The sequence below is a fragment of the Burkholderia sp. AW49-1 genome (assembly GCF_053427845.1).
Map to the genome: position 1 here is coordinate 22,760 of NZ_JBSAXF010000013.1, position 18,416 is coordinate 41,175.

An 18,416-nucleotide genomic window follows, 5' to 3' on the forward strand; every position below is an offset into this window, starting at 1 on the left:
AGCGGGTCGCCAGCGGCCGTTCAGCGTGCGGTGGATTCCGTGTATCGGCACCGCGCGCATCGGGGTTGCCCTCCTTGTAGAAGCGCGATGCGCCTTCTAACCTTTTTTAAGCGACCGATCGGTCGGCGTGGAGGCATGGTTGCATGCGCAAGCGTCGGATGATCGTTGCGGCCGTGGAACGGACGTTTGAACGGGATCGAGGTGTGTGCAGGCGTTGATGCGCGAGCCCCGGTCGACCGACAGGCAGGGGATCCGGGTAAGCGTCAAAGCGCCAACTCGGGTCGACCGCGAAGCATGGGATCCGAGCAAGCGCTAAAGCGCTAACTCGGGTCGACCGCGAAGCATGGGACCCGAGTAAGCGCTAAAGCGCTAACTCGGGTCGACACGGAGACACGAGACACGATGAATCCCACCGCAGCCCTGCCCCCCGGCATCCTGTTCGCGCAGCCGTTGACGCCCGTCGCCAACTCGCTGTTCCTGTCGTTCCTCGTCGCCGTGATCCCGATCGCGGTCGCGCTGATCGCGCTCGGCGTGCTGCGCCGGCCCGCGTGGCAGGCGTCGCTCGCCGGCCTCGTCGCCGGCCTCGCGGTCGCGATCGGCGCGTGGGGCATGCCGGCCAGCCTCGCGTTCGACGCGGTCGGCGCCGGCATGGCGCTCGCGGTCGTGCCGGTGATGTGGATCGTGTTCAACGCCCTGCTGCTGTACAACATCGCGGTGAAATCGGGCCGCTTCGACCAGTTCCGGCAGTGGATGCTCGACAACCTGCCCGACGACCGCCGCCTCGTGCTGCTCGTCGTCGCGTTCTCGTTCGGCTGTCTGCTCGAAGGGATCTCCGGGTTCGGCACGCCGGTCGCGATCACCAGCGCGCTCCTGATCGCGCTCGGCTTCCCCGCGCTCGAAGCACTCACCTACACGCTGCTGTTCAACACGGCACCGGTCGCGTTCGGCGCGCTCGGCGTGCCGATCACCGTGCTCGGCGCGGTCACGTCGCTGCCGCCCGCGACGCTCGGCGCGATGGTCGGCCGGCAACTGCCGTTCTTCGCGCTGCTGCTGCCGTTCTACGTGGTCGGCGCGTACGGCGGCCTGCGCTCGATCGCGAAGCTGTGGCCCGCGCTGCTCGTGTCCGGCGGCAGCTTCGCGATCGCGCAGTTCGTCACGTCGAACTTCCTCGGCTACCAGCTCACCGACGTCCTGTCGTCGCTCACGTCGCTGATCGTCACGATCGGCTTCCTGCAAGTGTGGAAACCGCAGCCCGATCCGCAATACGCGCTCGTGCGCAGCGTGCCGGCCGCGGCCGGCGCCGCGCGCGCGGGCTTCGGCGGCTGGCTGCCGTGGATCGTCGTGTCGGTAGTCGTGATCGTCTGGGTGCACGCGAACGTCGCGGCGATCGGCGACGTGAAGATCAAGTGGCCGGGCCTGCACAACGCGGTGTTCGTCACGCTGTATCACAAGCCGTATGCGGCGATCTGGGATTTCCAGCCGCTCGGCACCGGCACCGCGATCCTCGTGTCGGCGATCATCACGGCCGTGCTCACGCGCACCGGCGTCGGCGCGTTCTTCGAATGCGTGGTCAAGACGTGGCGGCAGACGTGGATCGCGATCGTCACGGTGATGATGATCGTGGGGCTCGCGTATCTGCTGAACTATTCGGGCATCAGCTACACGCTCGGCACCGGCGTCGCGTCGACCGGCGCGCTGTTCCCGCTCGTGTCGGCGTCGCTCGGCTGGATCGCGGTGTTCCTGTCCGGCAGCGACACGTCCGGCAATGCGCTGTTCGGCAACCTGCAGGTAGTCGCCGCGAGACAGCTCGGCTTCGATCCGGTGCTGATGGCCGCGACCAACTCGTCGGGGGGCGTGATGGGCAAGATGATCTCGCCGCAGAACATCGCCACGGGCGTGTCGACGACCGACCTGAAGGGGCAGGAAGGCGTCGTGTTCGCGCGCACGTTCTGGCACAGCGTGATCCTCACGCTGCTGCTCGGCGTGCTCGTGTTCCTGCAGCAGCACGTGTTCACGTGGATGATTCCGGCGCTGCCGAAGTAGCGCACGGCGGGAAGCAAGACGGCAGGCACGAGGAAAACAACGAGGGAAGGCGCGGGAAAAGCGCCGGAAAAGTACGGGGAATGTGCAGGGAAGTGCGACGGGAAATGCGCGAAACCGGTGAACGCGGAGCGGCTCAGCGCGCGTTCGCCGGCCGCGTCGCGTGCGTTGGCTCGTGCGTCGCGGCCTGCGCCGGCAGGATGCACGCGAGGAACGCATCGATCGCGGGGCTCTGGCGGCGCGCCTTCAGGTAGTACACGTATTCGTCGATCGTCGTGTCGACGCCGCGCAGCGCGACGACGCGCAAATCCGGATGACGCTCGGCCTCGCCGCGCGGAAACAGGCTGCCGCCCACGCCATGCAGGATCGCCTCGCGGATCGCTTCGCGGCTGCCGATCTCGGCGACCGATGTGGCCGCAACGCCGGCCGCCGCGAGGATCGTCTCCGTGCAGCGGCGCGTGACCGATCCTTCCTCGCGCATCAGCAGCCGCACGTCGGCGAGCTGCGCGGCGTCGATCGCGTCGAAGCGCGCGAGCGGATGGTCGCGATGCACGACGAGCACGAGCGGATCGGTGGAGATCACCTTGCGTTCGAGGCCGTCCGCGTCATTGCGCTGCGACGACACCGCGAGGTCGATGCGGAATTCCTGCAGCGCCTGCAGGATCTCCTCGGAATTGCCGATCCGGCACGTGAGCGCGATCGACGGATGCGCATGCGAGAAGCGGCCGACCGCGTCCATGATGTAGTACGGCCCGGTCGCGCCGATCCGCAGATGTCCTTCGAACAGGCCGCCGACGTTGCGCAGCATGATGTCGGCCTGCGCCTCGAGCGCGATCATCTTCTCGACGAGCGGCAGCAGCTCGATCCCGGTCTCGGTGACTTCGAGCTTGCGGCCGCTGCGATAGAACAGCTCGACGCCGTACAACTGCTCGACCTGCCGGATCTGCGCGGCGATCGTCGGCTGGCTGACGCCCAGGTGGCGCGCGGCGCGCGTGATGCTGCCCTGCCGGACGGTCGCGTGGAACGCCTTCAGCTGATCGAACACGACTCGGCTTCTCCCCCCTCTTCATCGCGCGTCAGCATAGCGCAGGCATGTGTCGGCCGGATGAAAGGCGCGCCGGGCGCCGCTTCGAAAAAAAGCTGGGGGTGAGCGCAAGAAACCTGCTGGAACCGGTCACGGCCGGGACACGCCGGTGCGGAGTAATAACGGCAACGCACCGACCGCCGGCCCCGCTCGACCGGCGCCACCCTTACCGACCCACAGGATCCTCTTCATGTCCGCCACCAAACGACGCGATTTCCTGCGCCTCGCCGCCCAGTCGGCCGGCGCGATGGCCGCCTACGCCGGCTTCCCGCCCGCGATCCGCAAGGCGCTGGCCATGCCGGCCGCCTATCGCACCGGCACGATCCGCGACGTCGAACACGTCGTGATCTTCATGCAGGAAAACCGCTCGTTCGACCATTACTTCGGCGGGCTGCGCGGCGTGCGCGGCTTCAACGACCCGCGCCCGCACCTGCTGCCGAGCGGTGCGCCGGTGTGGCAGCAGCCGCCGGCGTCGGTGTTCACGAAGAACTACCATTCGCGCGGGATCGATCCGTCCGCGCCGTACGTGCTGCCGTTCTACCTCGACCCGAAGCAGACGACCGAATTCCAGCCGGGCACCAACCACGGCTGGAGCAGCGGCCACCTCTCCTGGAACAACGGCCAGTGGGACCAGTGGGTGAACCAGAAGCAGGATGTGCTGACGATGGGCTACCTGAAGCGCCAGGATCTCACGTACCACTACGCACTGGCCGACGCGTTCACGATCTGCGACGCGTACTTCTGCTCCGCGCACGCCGACACGGCACCGAACCGCATCTATCTGTGGACCGGCACGATCGACTCGCGCAACGTGTACGGCGCACAGCCGAACGGCCCCGGCATCGGCGAGCGCAACGACACGAACGGCTACACGTGGACGACCTACGCGGAACGTCTCGAGAACGCGAAGATCAGCTGGAAGGTGTACCAGGGCGGCACGGGCATTCCGGGCGACCCGACCGACAACTACACCGACAATTCGCTGATGTTCTTCAAGAAGTTTCAAGTGAAGGAAGGCGCGAGCGGCCCGCTGGTCGACAAGGGCGCGTCGGACCACACGCTCGCCGAGCTGAAGGCCGACGTGCAGGCGAACCGGCTGCCGCAGGTGTCGTGGATCGTCGCGCCTTACAAGTACAGCGAGCACCCGCAAGCGTCGCCGACCGACGGCGCGTTCTACATCAACATGGTGCTCGAGGCGCTGACGTCGAACCCCGAAGTGTGGGCGAAGACGGTGTTCATCCTCAACTACGACGAGAACGACGGGCTGTTCGACCACGTCGTGCCGCCGGTGCCGCCGGTCACGAGCGGCGTGGGCGGCCAGGGCATCGTGTCGTCGAACCTGCTGTCGAACCTCGGCGACGAACTGCTCGACCTGAACAAGTACCCGGGCGAGATGAGCCCGCTCGTGCCGGGAGCGGACCCGGGCGGCATTCAGCCGATCGGCCTCGGGCCGCGCGTGCCGCTGATCATCATCTCGCCGTGGACGAAGGGCGGCTGGGTCTGCTCGGAGACGTTCGACCACACGTCGGTGCTGCGTTTCCTCGAAGCGCGCTTCGGCGTACAGGAGCCGAACATCAGCGCGTGGCGCCGGTCGGTCTGCGGCGACCTCACGTCGGCATTCGACTTCTCAGCGCGGCCCGATACGCGCACGGTGAGCTTCACGGTGCCGCAGCACATCGCCACGGCCGGCCAGGCGTACCAGGTGCCCGCGCAGCAGTCGATGCCGGCGCAGGAGCCCGGCACGCGTCCGGCGCGCGCGCTGCCTTACGAACTGTTCGTGCATGCCCGCGTGAACGGGCGCGACGACAGCGTGTCGCTCGATTTCGCGAACTCGGGTGACGCGGGCGCCGCGTTCTACGTGTACGACCGCCGCAATCCGGCGACGCCGCCGCGCCGCTACGCGGTGTCCTCGCACGACCGCTTCGCCGATACCTGGAGCACGTCGGCCGCGCGCGGCGACTACCATCTCGCGGCCTATGGCCCGAACGGCTATCTGTGCGAATTCCAGGGCAACACGCGGCTGGCCGCGGACGGCCGCCACGCAAATCCGGAAGCGAAGGTCGGCTACGACGTGCGCAATCGTCACGTGTACCTGCAACTGCGCAACAGCGGTCGTGCGGCATGCCGCGTGGTCGTCGACAACGCGTACAGCCACGCGCATGCGCGCACCTACACGCTGGAGCCGGGCGAGCGCATCGAGGATCACTTCGAGTTGTCGTCGAGCCATGGTTGGTACGATCTGACGATCACCGCGACGACGCTGCGCGGCGGCGACGACAAGGTCGTGCGCCGCTTCGCCGGCCACGTCGAGACGGGCCGGCCGAGCCAGAGCGATCCGGGGCCGGTCAAGCAGACGGCCTGACGGCAGGCCTGCGTCGTGCGGTCCGGCGTGCTCGCGCCGGCCGCACGCCAACCGCATTCCGGGCACGAGGAACAGTTTTTTGGAAACTGAAGACTGTTGACAATATGTCGGGCCGAGGGTATACAACGATCATTCGCCGACATGGCGCCCTCGTTTTCACCCGCAGCTTCGCTGCCTGCCCGATCATGACTGCCCCGAACGCGCTCAACGCCATCGAACTCCTGCAAAGCCAGTCGCTCGCGATGATTGTCCAGGACATGCTCGAGCGCGCGATCGTGTCCGGCGAATATGCGCCGGGCGAGAAACTCAACGAAGTCGATATCGCGACCAAGCTGAACGTGTCACGCGGGCCCGTGCGCGAGGCATTCCGTGCGCTGGAGCAGGCCGGGCTGCTGCGCAACGAGAAGAACCGCGGCGTGACGGTGCGTGTCGTGCCGCTGCGCGAGGCAGAGGAAATCTACGAAGTGCGCGCGATGCTCGACGAGTCGGTCGCGCGCGCGCTCGCGAAACGCATTTCGCCCGATACGCTGAAGGTGCTGAAGGGCATCATCCAGTCGATGAAGGATGCGGCGAAGGCGCACGACGTCACGCGCTATACCGAGCTGAACGTGCAGTTCCACGACGCGATGGTGGTCGGGGTCGGCAATACGCACCTCACCGACACCTATCGCCGGCTCGTGCGCCAGCTCGGGCTGTTGCGCCAGGCCGCGATCGAGGCCGAGGAGGATGCGATCGCGGTGTCGGCGGCCGAGCACGGCAAGATCGTGCAGGCGCTCGCGAGCGGCGACGAGGAGAAGGCCGTCGCGCTCGTGCGCGAGCACCTCGCGCACGGCCTCGCGCGGATGCGCCGCACGCACGAGCAGGGGCTGCCCGCGGGCAAGGCGGCGCGCGAGAAAGCCGCGCGCGTGTGACGCGGCCGCACGGGCGGCCGTACCAAAAGCAAAGGGACGCTTCGCCGCGTCCCTTTTTCGTTGCGCTTCGTTGCGCGTCGCGTCATCGCATCGTCACGCCTTGTCGGCCTTGCCCGCCGCGCTCGCGAATTTCGCGAGCCATGTGTCGACCTTCGCCGGCCGTCGGCCCTTGTCTTCCGCGCGCTCCTTGCGGCGGATCGCATTGCGCACGACGTGCGCGCCGACATAGCGGATCGGCTCCGGTGGGAAATGGCCGAGCGGGCCGCGTGCAATCGGACTACGCGTCCAAACGTTGTCGAGGCCGAGCACCAGCGACGACAGGATCTGTCCGCCCATGTAGGTCGGCCCGACGCCGTTGCCCGAATAGCCGAAGCCGTAGAACACGTTCGGCGCGTCGTCGAGGCGCCCGAAGAACGGGAAGCCCGTCACCGAGCGGTCCGACGGGCCGTTCCAGCTTGCGGTGATCGGCACGCCGGCGAGCGACGGGAAGAATTCGCGCAGGCTCCGCGTGAGCTGCGCCTCGTACGGCGAGCGCCGGTCGAACACCGGCGCGATGCGGCTGCGCCATGAGAACGTGTTGCCGCCCTTGCCGAGCATCAGCCGTCCGTCGGCGGTCGTGCGGTAGTAATACACGAAGATCCGCGAATCGAGCACCGACACACCGTCCACGAGCCCGGTCCGCTCGAGCAGTTCCGGGCATTTCTCGGTGATGACCATGTCGCTCGACACGACCGCGATCGTGCGTTCGAACTGCGGGAAGCGGCTCGCCATCCATGCGTTGATCGCGAACACCAGCTTGCTCGCGCGCACGCTGCCGGACGGCGTGCGCACGACGGCCGGCTGCCCCGGCGTGAAGTCGACGAGCGGCGTGCGTTCGTGGATCCGGATCCCCATGTCGAGCGCGACGCGGCGCAGCCCGCGCACGAGCTTGCCCGGATGCACCGTCGCAGCGATCGGCGAGTACACGCCGTCGAGATTGCGTGCGGAGCCCGAGCGGCGCGCGACGTCGGCGGCCGGCAGCGGCTCGTAGCTGTGGATGCCGCACGCGGCGAGCGCGTCGAGCACCGGCGCGAGCGTGCCGACCTGCGCGCGCGATGTCGCGGTGTACAGCGTGCCGTCGAGCCGCAGCTCGGCATCGATGCGATGCGCGCGGCAGAAGTCGGCGATGTGCTGGACGGCCGCCTCCGACGCCTTCACGAGCCGGATCGCCTCCGCTTCGCCGAACAGCCTCCGCAGCGTCAGGAATTTCGCCGACCATGTAAGCAGGCAGCCGCCGTTGCGCCCGCTCGCGCCGGCGCCGCACAGGTCGGCCTCGAGTATCGCGATGTCGAGCGCCGGGTTCTGCTGCTTCGCCTGGATCGCGGTCCAGAGCCCGGTGAAGCCTCCGCCGACGATACAGACGTCGGCCTGCGTCGCGCCCTGCAGCGCAGGGGCGAGATCGCCATCGTTGAACAGTGCTTGTTCGATCCAGAAGGGTCGCATCGGATGTCGTGCCGGTAAGGGTCGGGGGCCGTGCCGCGCACAGCGGGAAAACAAAACGAAGCCGCCGCGCGGCGACATGTGTCGTTGTGCGGCGGGTGCATCGCGTCAGCCGCCGCTTCGGCGGACACGCGCCGCACATCCATCGGCTTCTGCGTGTTGGCGATCGCGGCCGCCGCGCCGGGAATGCCGGCTTCGCCGCAGTGGCCGATGCAGCCGACGCGGAACGTGTCGAATTCCGTCAACTTTGCCCGGATACAGAATGTAGCCGCGCTTTTTGACCTCCTGATAAAGGCGCTTGAAATCGTAGTTCGGATCGTCCGGCACATGGAGCGTGACGATGATCGGCACCTGGATCGCCGGTTCGAGGAACGGGCGGAAGCCGGGCGCGGCGAGTCCGCGGTCCTTCAGCCTTTTGCTTTCTGTTCTTTGCATGTTGTTGACAATCTACAAATCATCAATTTTAATGTCAAGCATGAAAACACCTCCTCGGCGCGGCGCGGGCGCCGACAGATCGCCCCCTTTGAACCGAAAGGACTGAACGTCATGACCGAAACGCCTGTATCCGTGGAAGTGAACGGCCGCCGCTACAACTGGATGAGCCGCCCCGTGGTGGTGGTCTGCGTCGACGGCTGCGCCTACGAATATCTCGAGATGGCGGCCGAGGCCGGCGTCGCGCCGTTCCTGCGCACGCTGCTGAAGCCGGGCACGGCGCTCAAGGGCGAGTGCGTGGTGCCGAGCTTCACGAACCCGAACAACCTGTCGATCGTGACCGGCGTGCCGCCGGCGATCCACGGGATAAGCGGCAACTACTTCTACGATCGCGACTCCGGCGCCGAGGTGCTGATGAACGATCCGAAGTACCTCGTTGCGCCCACCGTGCTCGCGACCTTCGCCGAACACGGCGCGCGCGTCGCGGTCGTCACCGCGAAGGACAAGCTGCGGCGCCTGCTCGGCAAGGGGCTCGAGGGCATCTGCTTCTCGTCGGAGAAGGCCGACGAGGCGAGCCTCGAGGAAAACGGCATCGACAACGTGCTCGAGCTGGTCGGCAAGCCGGTGCCGAGCGTGTACAGCGCGGACCTGTCCGAGTTCGTGTTCGCGGCCGGCGTGCGCCTGCTCGAGACGCGCCCGATCGACCTGATGTACCTGTCGACGACCGACTACGTGCAGCACAAGTGCGCACCCGGCACCGATGGCGCGAACGCGTTCTACCAGATGATGGACGCGTACCTGAAGCGGCTCGACGCGCTCGGCGCGATCGTCGCGATCACGGCCGACCACGGGATGAACGCGAAGCACGACGGCGAGACCGGCGAGCCGAACGTGATTTATCTGCAGGAGCTGTTCGACGAGTGGCTCGGCCACGATGCGGCGCGCGTGATCCTGCCGATCACCGATCCGTACGTCGTGCATCACGGTGCGCTCGGCTCGTTCGCGACCGTCTACGTGCCGGCTTCCGCCGACGCCGACGCGCTGCGCGCGCGGCTCGCCGCGGTGGACGGCATCGAGGTCGTGCTGACGGGTGCCGAAGGCTGCGCGCGCTTCGAGCTGCCGCCCGACCGGATGGGCGACCTGATCGTGATCTCGAAGCAGGACGTCGTGCTCGGCACGCGCCGCATCAAGCACGACCTGTCGGGCCTCGACGTGCCGCTGCGCTCGCACGGCGGGATCTCCGAGCAGATCGTGCCGCTGATCTTCAGCAAGCCGGTCGCGACCGACGTCACGGGCCGCGCGCGACTGCGCAACTTCGACATCATCGACATCGCGCTCAATCATTTGCAGTGACGCGGACGCATCCGCCAGGGAGACATCATGAACGGCATTGCAGCCTCGACGGAGACCGGTTCACCTCATCGTGAAGCACTGCGAATCGATGGGGAGCGGATTCATCGCGACGCGGTGATCGAGGTCCGCAACCCGTACGACGGAACGCTGGTCGGCACCGTACCGAAGGCGACGCTCGACGACGTGCGACGCGCATTCGCCGTCGCGCGTGCATACCGGCCGTCCCTCTCGCGCCACGAGCGTGCGGCGATCCTGCGCCGCGCGGCCGACATCGTGCGTGCGCGCACCGCCAAGATCGCGGCGCTGATCACGGCCGAGGCCGGATTGTGCATCAAGGATTCGACGTACGAAGCGGGGCGCGTGGCCGACGTGCTCACGTTCGGCGCGGGCGAAGTGCTGAAGGACGACGGGCAGATCTTCTCGTGCGATCTGACGCCGCACGGCAAGAAGCGCCGCGTGTACACGCAGCGCGAGCCGCTGCTCGGCGTGATCTCCGCGATCACGCCGTTCAACCATCCGATGAACCAGGTCGCGCACAAGGTCGTACCTTCGGTCGCAACCAACAACCGGATCGTCGTGAAGCCGTCGGAGAAGGTGCCGCTGTCGTGCTACCTGTTTGCGGACATCCTGTATGAAGCCGGCCTCCCGCCGCAGATGCTGCAGGTGATCACCGGCGACCCGAAGGAGATCGCGGACGAGCTGATCACGAACCCGGCGATCGACCTGATCACGTTCACCGGCGGCGTGTCGATCGGCAAGTCGATCGCGTCCCGGATGGGTTACCGGCGCGCGGTGCTCGAACTCGGCGGCAACGATCCGATCATCGTGATGGAAGACGCCGATCTCGACGAAGCGAGCACGCTCGCCGTGTCGGGCTCGTACAAGAACTCGGGGCAGCGCTGCACCGCGATCAAGCGCATGCTCGTGCACGAGGCGGTGGCCGATCGCTTCACGGAACTGGTCGTCGAGAAAACCCGCGCGTGGGCTTACGGGAATCCGGCGGATCCGTCGGTCGACATGGGCACCGTGATCGACGAAGCGGCCGCGAAGTTCTGCGAGCAGCAGGTGAACGACGCGATCGCGCGCGGTGCGCGGCTTCTGGTCGGCAACGTGCGCAACGGCGCGTTGTATTCGCCGACGGTCGTCGATCGCGTGACGCCCGACATGCCGCTCGTGAAGCACGAGACGTTCGGGCCCGTCTCGCCGATCATGCGCTTTCGCGACATCGACGACGCGATCAGAATGTCGAACAGCACCGACTATGCGTTGTCGTCGTCGGTCTGCACGAACCGCTTCGACAGCATCACGCGCTTCATCACGGAGCTCGAGGTCGGCAGCGTGAACGTGCGCGAGGTGCCGGGCTACCGGCTCGAACTGACGCCGTTCGGCGGTGTGAAGGATTCGGGCCTCGGCTACAAGGAAGGCGTGCAGGAGGCGATGAAGAGCTTCACGAACACGAAGACCTATTCGCTGCCGTGGTAGGCGGCACGTAATGTGCCCGCGCCCGCACCGGCTTCGTGGTCGGTGCGGGCGTTGTTCGATCGGCGCATATTGTGGGCCGATTTGCGTTTTACCGGGCTTGCTCGCGTCGGCAGGATGCAAGCGCACGCTGTTGCGCTGCGTGAACCTGCCCGAAGTGCCGGAGGCGGGCGCGTACGTTGCGGTGTTTCTCGCGGATGGCCGTGTCGTCGAGGCCGGCGCATCGCGAGAGTTGTTCGGGCGACCGCGCGACTCGCGCATCGCGAAGTTCGCGCAGGGCGTACCGGCCTTCTGACGCGCCACGCCGCGCGGGCTGCATCGGCTCAATCCTGCCCGGGCCCGTCGAGCGCCGCGGCGACGATCGCTTCCGGTGCATCTTCCTGAACGAGGTGGCCCGCACACGGCACGCGGATCAGCTTGCCGCCCGCGATGCGATCGGCGAGGGCCTGCCCCTGTTCGATTGGAATCCACGCGTCGTCCTCACCCCACACGATGCGCACCGGAAAGTCCGGCGTCACGTAGCGTGCCTCGGCTTCCTCGATGTAACGCTGGCGCATCTGCGCGATCTGTCGATAGAACGCCCGCTGGCCGGCCGACGAGAGCCATGGCGAGCGGTAGATCGACAGCACGTCGTCGCTCAAAGGTTGCGCGACGGCATTGCCGATATAGGCCGACACGAGCGCATGGTGCGCATACGCCGGCAGCCCGGTGAACGCGGCTTCGTGCTGCGCGACATGCCGTACGAACGGCGAGCCTTGTGGCGCGATCGCGACCGGGTTCACGAGCGTCAGGTCCGAATACGCGATGCCGTCGATGAAGTGCGCGCGCAGCACGGTCGCGCCGCCGTAATCGTGCGCCAGCACGCGCGGCCGCGAAATATTCCATTCGTCGAGCAGGGCGCCGAACAGCACGTTCTGCCGGCCGAGCGAGACGTCCGCGTCGGGCATGTCCGACTGGCCGTAGCCGAGCAGGTCGTAGAAGAACACGCGATGGCGTCGCGCGAGCCATGGCGCGATCCGGCGCCACACCTGCGATGAAAACGGCGTGCCGTGCACGAGCACGAGCGGCGGCCCGTCACCGAGCGTGCCCCATGCGATCCGGTGACCGTCGAAAACGAAGCGATTGGCGAGATCGAGCATCGGCGCCTCCGTGCTAACCTGTTTGGGTTGATAACAGGTTACGCCTGTTCATCCGGATGTGAAACCGATAGGTGAGAATAAATGGTTACTCGACACGAGCCTGCGCGACAGGCGCACGCATGGACCGCGGCCGATTTCGTCGGCGGCCATTCGGCGCTCGATTTCCTGAACACGGTGGCCGACACGGGCAAGACGCGCGACGAGGACAAACTCGTCGACTGGGCGGCCGTGCGCGCATGGGCGGGGAAGTCGGGGTTGCTGGCTCGGGCCGACCTGACACGGTTTCTGCGTCATCCCCGGCAGGACGGCGCGGACGAGCTCGCCGCGCTGCATGGTTTTCGCGAAGAGGCATACGTGGCGCTCGCGCACCTGACGAGCGGTGGCAGCGGCAGCGCCGGCGCGCGGGCGGCGCACCGGCTCGCGGAGGCGATTCGCGATGCGATCGGGCGCAGCACGTTCGACGCGGTCGATGGCCGCTTCGCGTGGCGGCCCGATGCGCGTGCCGCGTCGCGCTGGGTCGACGCGGCCGCGCTCGGGTTCGAGCATCTGCTGCGCGGCGACGACTTCGCGCGCGTGCGGCAGTGCGGCCGCTGTACGTGGTTCTTCGTCGATCGCGGTCGCGGCGTCGGGCGACGCTGGTGCGACATGCGCACGTGCGGGAATCGCGCGAAGGTGGAGGCATTCAGGGAGCGGTGAGGCGAGGGCCGTGGTGACGACGGCCCGGCTGCTCCGCGGTTCGTCACTCGGTGAGTTCGTGCAGCCGATGGTCGGGCCATAGCGCACCGATGACGAACAATCCGGCGACGAGGAACGGTGCGCCGATCGCGAACAGGATCGCCGCGAGTCCCCATCGGTCCCAGAACCGGTCGATGACCGCGCGCTCGGGTATGACGGGGTCGTACAGCACGTTGACCACCTCGCCTTCGTACAGCCCGGGGCGCGATGAAGCCGAGCCTTGCGCGAACGTGACCGGGCGGCCGCTGTCGGTCGTGAACGCAATGGTTGCTGAATAAAGTGACGTGCGTGCGCGGGACGATTGTGCGGATTCGGTGATCTCGACGACGTGGCCGGTCGAGTGCGCGTAATGGCGGGCGATCTGCCATTGTCTCAGCCCGGCAGCGCCTGCGCCGGCCAGGAAGCCGGTGCCGATCGCGATCGGCATCAGCACGATCGCGATGTTCCAGCGGCGCCGGGCCGACTTGCCGGCGGCCGGTGCGGCAAGCGCGTCGGCGTGCCGGCTGCGGCGCTCGCTCCCGTAAAGCAGGCTGCCGATCGCAAGCGACGCGACCGCGAGCAGTGCCGGCACCGCGACGGGAAACCAGCGTTGCGTGAAATCGTCGATCAGCGCGGGACGATTCGGATGGGCCGGATCGACCATGACGTCCACGCTTTCGCCGATGTCGTAAGCCGGGACCACCGATGCGGTATTGCCGGCGACTTCACGGCGATGGCCGTCGTTCGCGAGATAGGCGACGATCGGGCGGTATCCACGCATCGCGTCGCTGTCTTGCACGATGCGCACGACCGTGCCTGGCGTGCGGACCAGATCACCCACCGCGTGGCTCGCGGTGACGGCGAGCATCGCTGCGACCACGAGCAGCGCAACGCCGAGCGCGAGTGCGACGAGCGCCTCCTTACGTGGCATCGCCAGATCCGCGGTGCGCGTCGTGCGATGGAGCCGGATGCGATCGGGGGGATGGCGCGACTCGACGCGCGCGCCGCTGTTGGCGTGACCATGCCCTCTGAATGGTCGCGTCTCGCTCACATGATTCCATGTTTGACGTCCCATGCTCTCTCAGTGCCGGCGGCGATATGGCGATCGCCGTTCCGGTCGTGTGATATTTTGTCGGACGATTCTAGCGGAAAGTGCACGGGCAAGGCATGTATGTAATTGCATGCCGTGATGCGGGGGAGTCAGGCGGGCGCCTGAATCGGTCGCCGGAACGGAAAAAGGCCGGTCAGCTTGCGCTGACCGGCCTTTTGAATTCCTGGTGGGGCGTGAGTGACTCGAACACTCGACCTACGGATTAAGAGTCCGCTGCTCTACCAACTGAGCTAACGCCCCCAACAGAAGAAAGATTATGCACGGGGATTTCGGTCTTGGCAAGTGCTTTCTGCAAATTTCCTGAAAATACTTCGTCACGGCCCCGGCGGCGGCCCGCGCGGTAACGAGCGATCGCAGTTGGCGCGCTCCCGGTATGATGACGTCCACACCTGTTGCGCGGCGGTCGCGCAACGTTTTCTGGACATTCGAAGATGGACGAAAACGCAGTCCGCGAATTGCTGGACCGCCTGCTGGCCCCGTGGGTCCGCTCGCTCGGTCTGGTCCCCGTATCGATCGGCGACGACAGCGTCACGATGCGCCTGCCGTTTTCCGGCGAATTCCGTCATTCGGGCGGCATCATCTGCGGGCAAGTGTTCACGGCCGCTGCCGACACCGCGATGGTGGTCGCGATCTCGGCCGCGCTCGGCGAGTTCCGGCCGATGACCACCGTCTCGCTGAACACGAATTTCATGCGTCCGGTGCGCAAGGGTGACGTGCTCGTCACCGCGCGCGTGCTGCGGATGGGTCGCAACCTGGTGTTCGGCGAAGTCGAGCTGTTCGACGAGGACGGCAAGATGGCCGTTCACGCAACGTCGACCTACGCGCTCGTCAGCTGAGCGGCGCGATGTTCGACCAGATCGTTTTCGCGGGCGGCGGCAATCGCTGCTGGTGGCAGGCCGGCTTCTGGGACGTTGCCCAGCCGGCGCTCGGCTTGCGTCCGCGCGTGATCGCCGGCATCTCGGCCGGCGCGGCGACCGCCTGCATGCTGTATACGCGCGACGCCGCGTGGGTGATGCGCTATTACGAGGAGGCGCTGCGCCACAACCGCAAGAACGCGTACTGGGGCAATCTGTTCAGACGCGAGCCGGTGTTTCCGCATTACCGGATCTACCGTCAGGCGCTGCTCGACATCTACGGCGAGCCGTTCCCGCAACTTGCCGACGCGCCGGAGATCCGCATCGGCGTGTCGCACGTGCCGCGCTGGCTCGGCGCGCGCAGCGCGGTCGCGGCGGGCCTCGTTGCATACAACATCGAAAAGTACGTGCGCAAGACGCTGCACCCGACGCTCGGGCGCACGCTCGGCTTCCGGCCCGAGTTCGTGCGCGCGCAGGCATGCGCGAGCGTCGAAGAACTCGCCGACCTGATCCTGCAGTCGTCGTGCACGCCGCCGTTCACGCCGGTGCTGCGCCGCGGCGGCCGGCCGGTGCTCGACGGCGGCATGGTCGACAACGTGCCGGTCGACGCGCTCGACGCATCGCCGGGCGATGCGCTGGTGCTCGTCACGCGGCTGTATCCGCGCCCGCAGATGTTCACGGTCGCGCATGGCGACCAGCGACGGCTCTATGTGCAGCCGTCGAGCAAGGTGCCGATTTCGAGCTGGGATTACACGAGTCCGTCGCAGATGCGGCATGCATACGACCTCGGGCGACGCGACGGCGAGCATTTCCTCACGCGCGTCGACGCGATGACGGGCGGGCGCGTGGCCGCCTGAAGGCGGGAATGGAGAAACGGAGCCGCGCGGCGAGTGCGGCCCGCGCCGGTCAGCGCACGCGTCGCGGCGTCAGCGCTTCCGGATTGACGACGCTCGACAGGTCGCCCTGGTCGAACGCGAGGATGTTCCGGAACGCCGCGCTGAAGTAGAGCTCGTAGCTTTCGCGCTCCACATAGCCGATGTGCGGCGTGCAGATCACGTTTTCCATCCGCAGCAGGCTGTAGCCCTGCAGGATCGGCTCGCTCTCGAACACGTCGATCGCGACCATCCCCGGACGGTTGTGCGACAGCGCGTTGACGAGCGCGTTTTCCTCGAGCAGTTCCGCGCGGCTCGTGTTGACGAGCAGCGACGTCGGCTTCATCCGCATCAGGTCTTCCTGCTTCACGATCCCGCGCGTGTCGTCGTGCATGCGCAGGTGCAGCGACAGCACGTCGCTCTGCTCGAACAGCGCTTCGCGGCTCTCGGCGGCGGTGTAGCCGTCGGCGCGCGCGGCCTCGAGCGAATGCTCGCGGCCCCAGATCAGCACATTCATCCCGAACGCCTTGCCGTAGCCGGCGACCAGCCGGCCGATCTTGCCGTAGCCCCAGATGCCGAGCGTCTGGCCGCGCAGCACCTGGCCGAGACCGAAGTTCGGCGGCAGCGCCGACGTCTTCAGGCCCGACTGCTGCCAGGCACCCTGTTTCAGGTTCGCGACGTATTGCGGAATGCGGCGCTGGGCGGCCATCACGAGCGCCCAGGTCAGTTCGGCGGGCGCGACCGGCGAACCCGTGCCTTCGAGCACCGCGATGCCGCGATCGGTACACGCTTCGAGGTCGATGTGGCTCGAGATACGGCCGGTCTGGCTGATCATGCGCAGGTTCGGCAGCTTGGCGAGCAATTGCGACGAAATCGGCGTGCGCTCGCGAATCAGCACGAGCGCCTCGACTTCCGCCAGGCGGCTCGCGAGTTGCCCCAGGCCGCGTACCGTGTTGTTGAAGACCTTCACGTCGTGCTCGGCGAGCATCTCGAAGCAGTTCAGCTTGCGGACGGCGTCCTGGTAGTCGTCGAGGATGGCAATTTTCATGATCAGCGGGAGTCGCGCGTTGAAAGCGGCAGTGGCGGCGGCGCACGTCGCGCACCCGTCCCGCCCGGCCGGGGCCGACATGATGCTACGTCGGCGGACGTCGTGGTGTCTTTTTAACAGGTTGTTACGCTCCGCCGCAATCGGCGCCGGCCTGACCCGGCGCCGCTCCCGCCGGGTTCGGCGGGGTGCGATGTTGTGTCGCATCAGACACGTCCTTCCTGATTCGGCCGCTTACCGGACGAGGTTCACCCAATTGTTGCTCCAATCAGAATAATTGGATCATCCATTCGCGATGAGTGAGGATTTTTGACTATTTTTATCGTCAACGCGGGCCTTGTTGGGCAACTCTGCATCATTTCCGTTGTCGTAGGAGAATTACGCATATGCTTCAACTTTTTGAAGTTGTAACAGCGGCAGGAGTCGTTTATGGATCATTTGCAGTCGATGCGCGTGTTCGTCAAGGTTGCGGATCTCGGCAGTTTCGCGCGGGCCGCTAGTGCAATGGATATCTCCAACGCGGTCGCGACGCGTCACGTCGCCGATCTGGAAGGCCGGCTCGGCACGCGCCTGCTGAACCGCACCACGCGCAGCCTTTCGCTGACGGAGTCGGGCCAGGTCTACCTGGAGCGGGCGCGCCAGATTCTCGATGAGCTCGAGGATGTCGAACAGATGGTCGTCGCGCGCAATCACGAGCCGGTCGGCACGTTGCGCATCGTCGCGCCGGTCGTGTTCGGCCTGCACAACCTTGCCCCCGTCCTGCAGTCGTACACCGAGAATTTCCCGAAAGTGGTGCCGGATCTGACGCTGGTCGACCGCCAGGTCGATCTCGTCGAGGAAGGTTTCGACGTCGGCATCGTCGTCACGCGTCAGATGCGCAGCGCGAGCATCGTCACGCGGCGGCTGACCACGGGCTGCATGACCGTATGCGCGACGCCGAGCTACCTTGAAAAGCACGGCGTGCCGAGCCATCCCGAACATCTCGCCGAGCATCCGGCGCTGAGCTTGCCGACCGAATACTGGGGCGACGAGCGCGTGTTCACGGGGCCGGACGGCGAAGTGCGCGTGCGCCCGACCAACGTGATCGTCGCGAACAACACTGCGATGCTGCGCCAGTTCGCGCTGCTCGGAATGGGTGTCGCGATCCTGCCGAGCTACCTGATCGGCAGCGACATCGCGCGCGGCGCACTGGTGCGGCTGCTGCCGGATTTCCGGCTGCCGCAGGTCGAGATCAACATCGCATATCCGAGCCGGCGCCATCTGCCCGCGAAGGTGCGCACGTTCATCGACCACCTCGTCGAGTATTTCAGCCACTCGACCGACGCGACGATGGGCGAACAGTGGGCCGCACAGGGCGCTGCGCCTGCGCCGATCGGCGTCGAGACGCGTGCCGAGCCGCCCGAATCGACCGGCCCGAACCTGCAGCCGCGCCTCGCGCGTTCGCCGCGCGCGCGCGTCGCGGTGCCGTCGCCGCTGTAACGTCGCGGCGGCCGCGCACCGACACGACGGCCAGCATCAAAAAAAACGCGGATCGAGCGATC

General features: G+C 66.9%; 15 protein-coding genes, 1 tRNA gene and 1 pseudogene. 10 read left to right on the forward strand and 7 right to left on the reverse strand.

The features are described from left to right. Positions 1-402: 402 nt before the first annotated feature. A complete protein-coding gene (locus ACV22W_RS20170) occupies positions 403-2,043 on the forward strand; it encodes an L-lactate permease (RefSeq protein WP_448021263.1) in 1,641 nt (546 codons plus the stop codon). 133 nt (positions 2,044-2,176) lie between these two features. Here ACV22W_RS20170 and ACV22W_RS20175 read toward each other — a convergent pair whose 3' ends face one another. Continuing rightward, positions 2,177-3,085: a LysR family transcriptional regulator gene (locus ACV22W_RS20175; RefSeq protein WP_448021265.1), complete on the reverse strand. Its 909-nt coding sequence runs from the start codon at positions 3,083-3,085 to the stop codon at positions 2,177-2,179. A 229-nt stretch (positions 3,086-3,314) separates the two neighbouring features. Between ACV22W_RS20175 and ACV22W_RS20180 the strand changes: the two genes are divergently transcribed. Continuing rightward, on the forward strand, positions 3,315-5,486 hold the full coding sequence (locus ACV22W_RS20180) for a phosphocholine-specific phospholipase C (protein WP_448021267.1): 2,172 nt from the start codon (positions 3,315-3,317) through the stop codon (positions 5,484-5,486). Between the two features lie 185 nt (positions 5,487-5,671). Then, complete coding sequence (locus ACV22W_RS20185) at positions 5,672-6,397, forward strand: phosphonate utilization associated transcriptional regulator (protein ID WP_448021269.1); 726 nt, start codon at positions 5,672-5,674, stop codon at positions 6,395-6,397. A gap of 93 nt (positions 6,398-6,490) precedes the next feature. Here ACV22W_RS20185 and ACV22W_RS20190 read toward each other — a convergent pair whose 3' ends face one another. Together ACV22W_RS20190 and ACV22W_RS20195 are read right to left on the reverse strand one after the other, a co-directional pair. Then, the gene (locus tag ACV22W_RS20190; RefSeq protein WP_448021271.1) at positions 6,491-7,879 is read right to left on the reverse strand and encodes an FAD-dependent oxidoreductase; all 1,389 of its coding nucleotides are present in this window, start codon (positions 7,877-7,879) and stop codon (positions 6,491-6,493) included. Between the two features lie 107 nt (positions 7,880-7,986). After that, positions 7,987-8,275, reverse strand: a pseudogene (locus ACV22W_RS20195) (2-aminoethylphosphonate--pyruvate transaminase); the annotation flags it as partial. 147 nt (positions 8,276-8,422) lie between these two features. On the opposite strand from ACV22W_RS20195, the gene phnA reads away from it, so the two are divergent. The 3 genes from phnA (at position 8,423) to ACV22W_RS20210 (ending at position 11,435) form a co-directional block, all read left to right on the forward strand. Next, positions 8,423-9,661: a phosphonoacetate hydrolase gene (gene phnA / locus ACV22W_RS20200; protein ID WP_448021273.1), complete on the forward strand. Its 1,239-nt coding sequence runs from the start codon at positions 8,423-8,425 to the stop codon at positions 9,659-9,661. A 27-nt stretch (positions 9,662-9,688) separates the two neighbouring features. Then, positions 9,689-11,143 carry a phosphonoacetaldehyde dehydrogenase gene (gene phnY / locus ACV22W_RS20205; protein ID WP_448021275.1) on the forward strand — a complete coding sequence of 485 codons (1,455 nt, stop codon included), beginning with the start codon at positions 9,689-9,691 and terminating at the stop codon, positions 11,141-11,143. Positions 11,144-11,282: 139 nt separating this feature from the next. Then, complete coding sequence (locus tag ACV22W_RS20210) at positions 11,283-11,435, forward strand: hypothetical protein (RefSeq protein ID WP_448021277.1); 153 nt, start codon at positions 11,283-11,285, stop codon at positions 11,433-11,435. A 28-nt stretch (positions 11,436-11,463) separates the two neighbouring features. On the opposite strand, the gene ACV22W_RS20215 is transcribed toward ACV22W_RS20210, so the two are convergent. Then, on the reverse strand, positions 11,464-12,279 hold the full coding sequence (locus ACV22W_RS20215) for an alpha/beta fold hydrolase (RefSeq protein WP_448021279.1): 816 nt from the start codon (positions 12,277-12,279) through the stop codon (positions 11,464-11,466). A gap of 81 nt (positions 12,280-12,360) precedes the next feature. Between ACV22W_RS20215 and ACV22W_RS20220 the strand changes: the two genes are divergently transcribed. Further along, complete coding sequence (locus ACV22W_RS20220) at positions 12,361-12,975, forward strand: CGNR zinc finger domain-containing protein (RefSeq protein WP_448021281.1); 615 nt, start codon at positions 12,361-12,363, stop codon at positions 12,973-12,975. Positions 12,976-13,018: 43 nt separating this feature from the next. Here ACV22W_RS20220 and ACV22W_RS20225 read toward each other — a convergent pair whose 3' ends face one another. Beyond that, positions 13,019-13,924 (reverse strand): DUF3592 domain-containing protein, encoded by a 906-nt coding sequence (locus ACV22W_RS20225; RefSeq protein WP_448021283.1) that lies wholly within the window; start codon positions 13,922-13,924, stop codon positions 13,019-13,021. A 344-nt stretch (positions 13,925-14,268) separates the two neighbouring features. Then, positions 14,269-14,344: transfer RNA gene (locus ACV22W_RS20230), tRNA-Lys, on the reverse strand. 191 nt (positions 14,345-14,535) lie between these two features. Here ACV22W_RS20230 and ACV22W_RS20235 point away from each other — a divergent pair. Further along, positions 14,536-14,940 (forward strand): PaaI family thioesterase, encoded by a 405-nt coding sequence (locus ACV22W_RS20235; RefSeq protein ID WP_011886440.1) that lies wholly within the window; start codon positions 14,536-14,538, stop codon positions 14,938-14,940. Between the two features lie 8 nt (positions 14,941-14,948). Further along, the gene (locus tag ACV22W_RS20240; RefSeq protein ID WP_448021285.1) at positions 14,949-15,815 is read left to right on the forward strand and encodes a patatin-like phospholipase family protein; all 867 of its coding nucleotides are present in this window, start codon (positions 14,949-14,951) and stop codon (positions 15,813-15,815) included. 49 nt (positions 15,816-15,864) lie between these two features. On the opposite strand, the gene ACV22W_RS20245 is transcribed toward ACV22W_RS20240, so the two are convergent. Further along, positions 15,865-16,878, reverse strand: a complete 1,014-nt coding sequence (locus ACV22W_RS20245) for a D-2-hydroxyacid dehydrogenase family protein (RefSeq protein ID WP_057924643.1) — start codon at positions 16,876-16,878, stop codon at positions 15,865-15,867. 426 nt (positions 16,879-17,304) lie between these two features. Here ACV22W_RS20245 and ACV22W_RS20250 point away from each other — a divergent pair, with 426 nt between their 5' ends. Next, complete coding sequence (locus tag ACV22W_RS20250) at positions 17,305-18,354, forward strand: LysR family transcriptional regulator (RefSeq protein WP_448021287.1); 1,050 nt, start codon at positions 17,305-17,307, stop codon at positions 18,352-18,354. Positions 18,355-18,416 lie beyond the last annotated feature (62 nt).

Coding starts and splice junctions, on each gene's coding strand:
- ACV22W_RS20170 (WP_448021263.1), top strand. CDS start 403: ATGAATCCCACCGCAGCCCTGCCCCCCGGCATCCTGTTCGCGCAGCCG.
- ACV22W_RS20180 (WP_448021267.1), top strand. CDS start 3,315: ATGTCCGCCACCAAACGACGCGATTTCCTGCGCCTCGCCGCCCAGTCG.
- ACV22W_RS20185 (WP_448021269.1), top strand. CDS start 5,672: ATGACTGCCCCGAACGCGCTCAACGCCATCGAACTCCTGCAAAGCCAG.
- ACV22W_RS20190 (WP_448021271.1), bottom strand. CDS start 7,879: ATGCGACCCTTCTGGATCGAACAAGCACTGTTCAACGATGGCGATCTC.
- phnA (WP_448021273.1), top strand. CDS start 8,423: ATGACCGAAACGCCTGTATCCGTGGAAGTGAACGGCCGCCGCTACAAC.
- phnY (WP_448021275.1), top strand. CDS start 9,689: ATGAACGGCATTGCAGCCTCGACGGAGACCGGTTCACCTCATCGTGAA.
- ACV22W_RS20215 (WP_448021279.1), bottom strand. CDS start 12,279: ATGCTCGATCTCGCCAATCGCTTCGTTTTCGACGGTCACCGGATCGCA.
- ACV22W_RS20220 (WP_448021281.1), top strand. CDS start 12,361: ATGGTTACTCGACACGAGCCTGCGCGACAGGCGCACGCATGGACCGCG.
- ACV22W_RS20225 (WP_448021283.1), bottom strand. CDS start 13,924: ATGCCACGTAAGGAGGCGCTCGTCGCACTCGCGCTCGGCGTTGCGCTG.
- ACV22W_RS20235 (WP_011886440.1), top strand. CDS start 14,536: ATGGACGAAAACGCAGTCCGCGAATTGCTGGACCGCCTGCTGGCCCCG.
- ACV22W_RS20240 (WP_448021285.1), top strand. CDS start 14,949: ATGTTCGACCAGATCGTTTTCGCGGGCGGCGGCAATCGCTGCTGGTGG.
- ACV22W_RS20245 (WP_057924643.1), bottom strand. CDS start 16,878: ATGAAAATTGCCATCCTCGACGACTACCAGGACGCCGTCCGCAAGCTG.
- ACV22W_RS20250 (WP_448021287.1), top strand. CDS start 17,305: ATGGATCATTTGCAGTCGATGCGCGTGTTCGTCAAGGTTGCGGATCTC.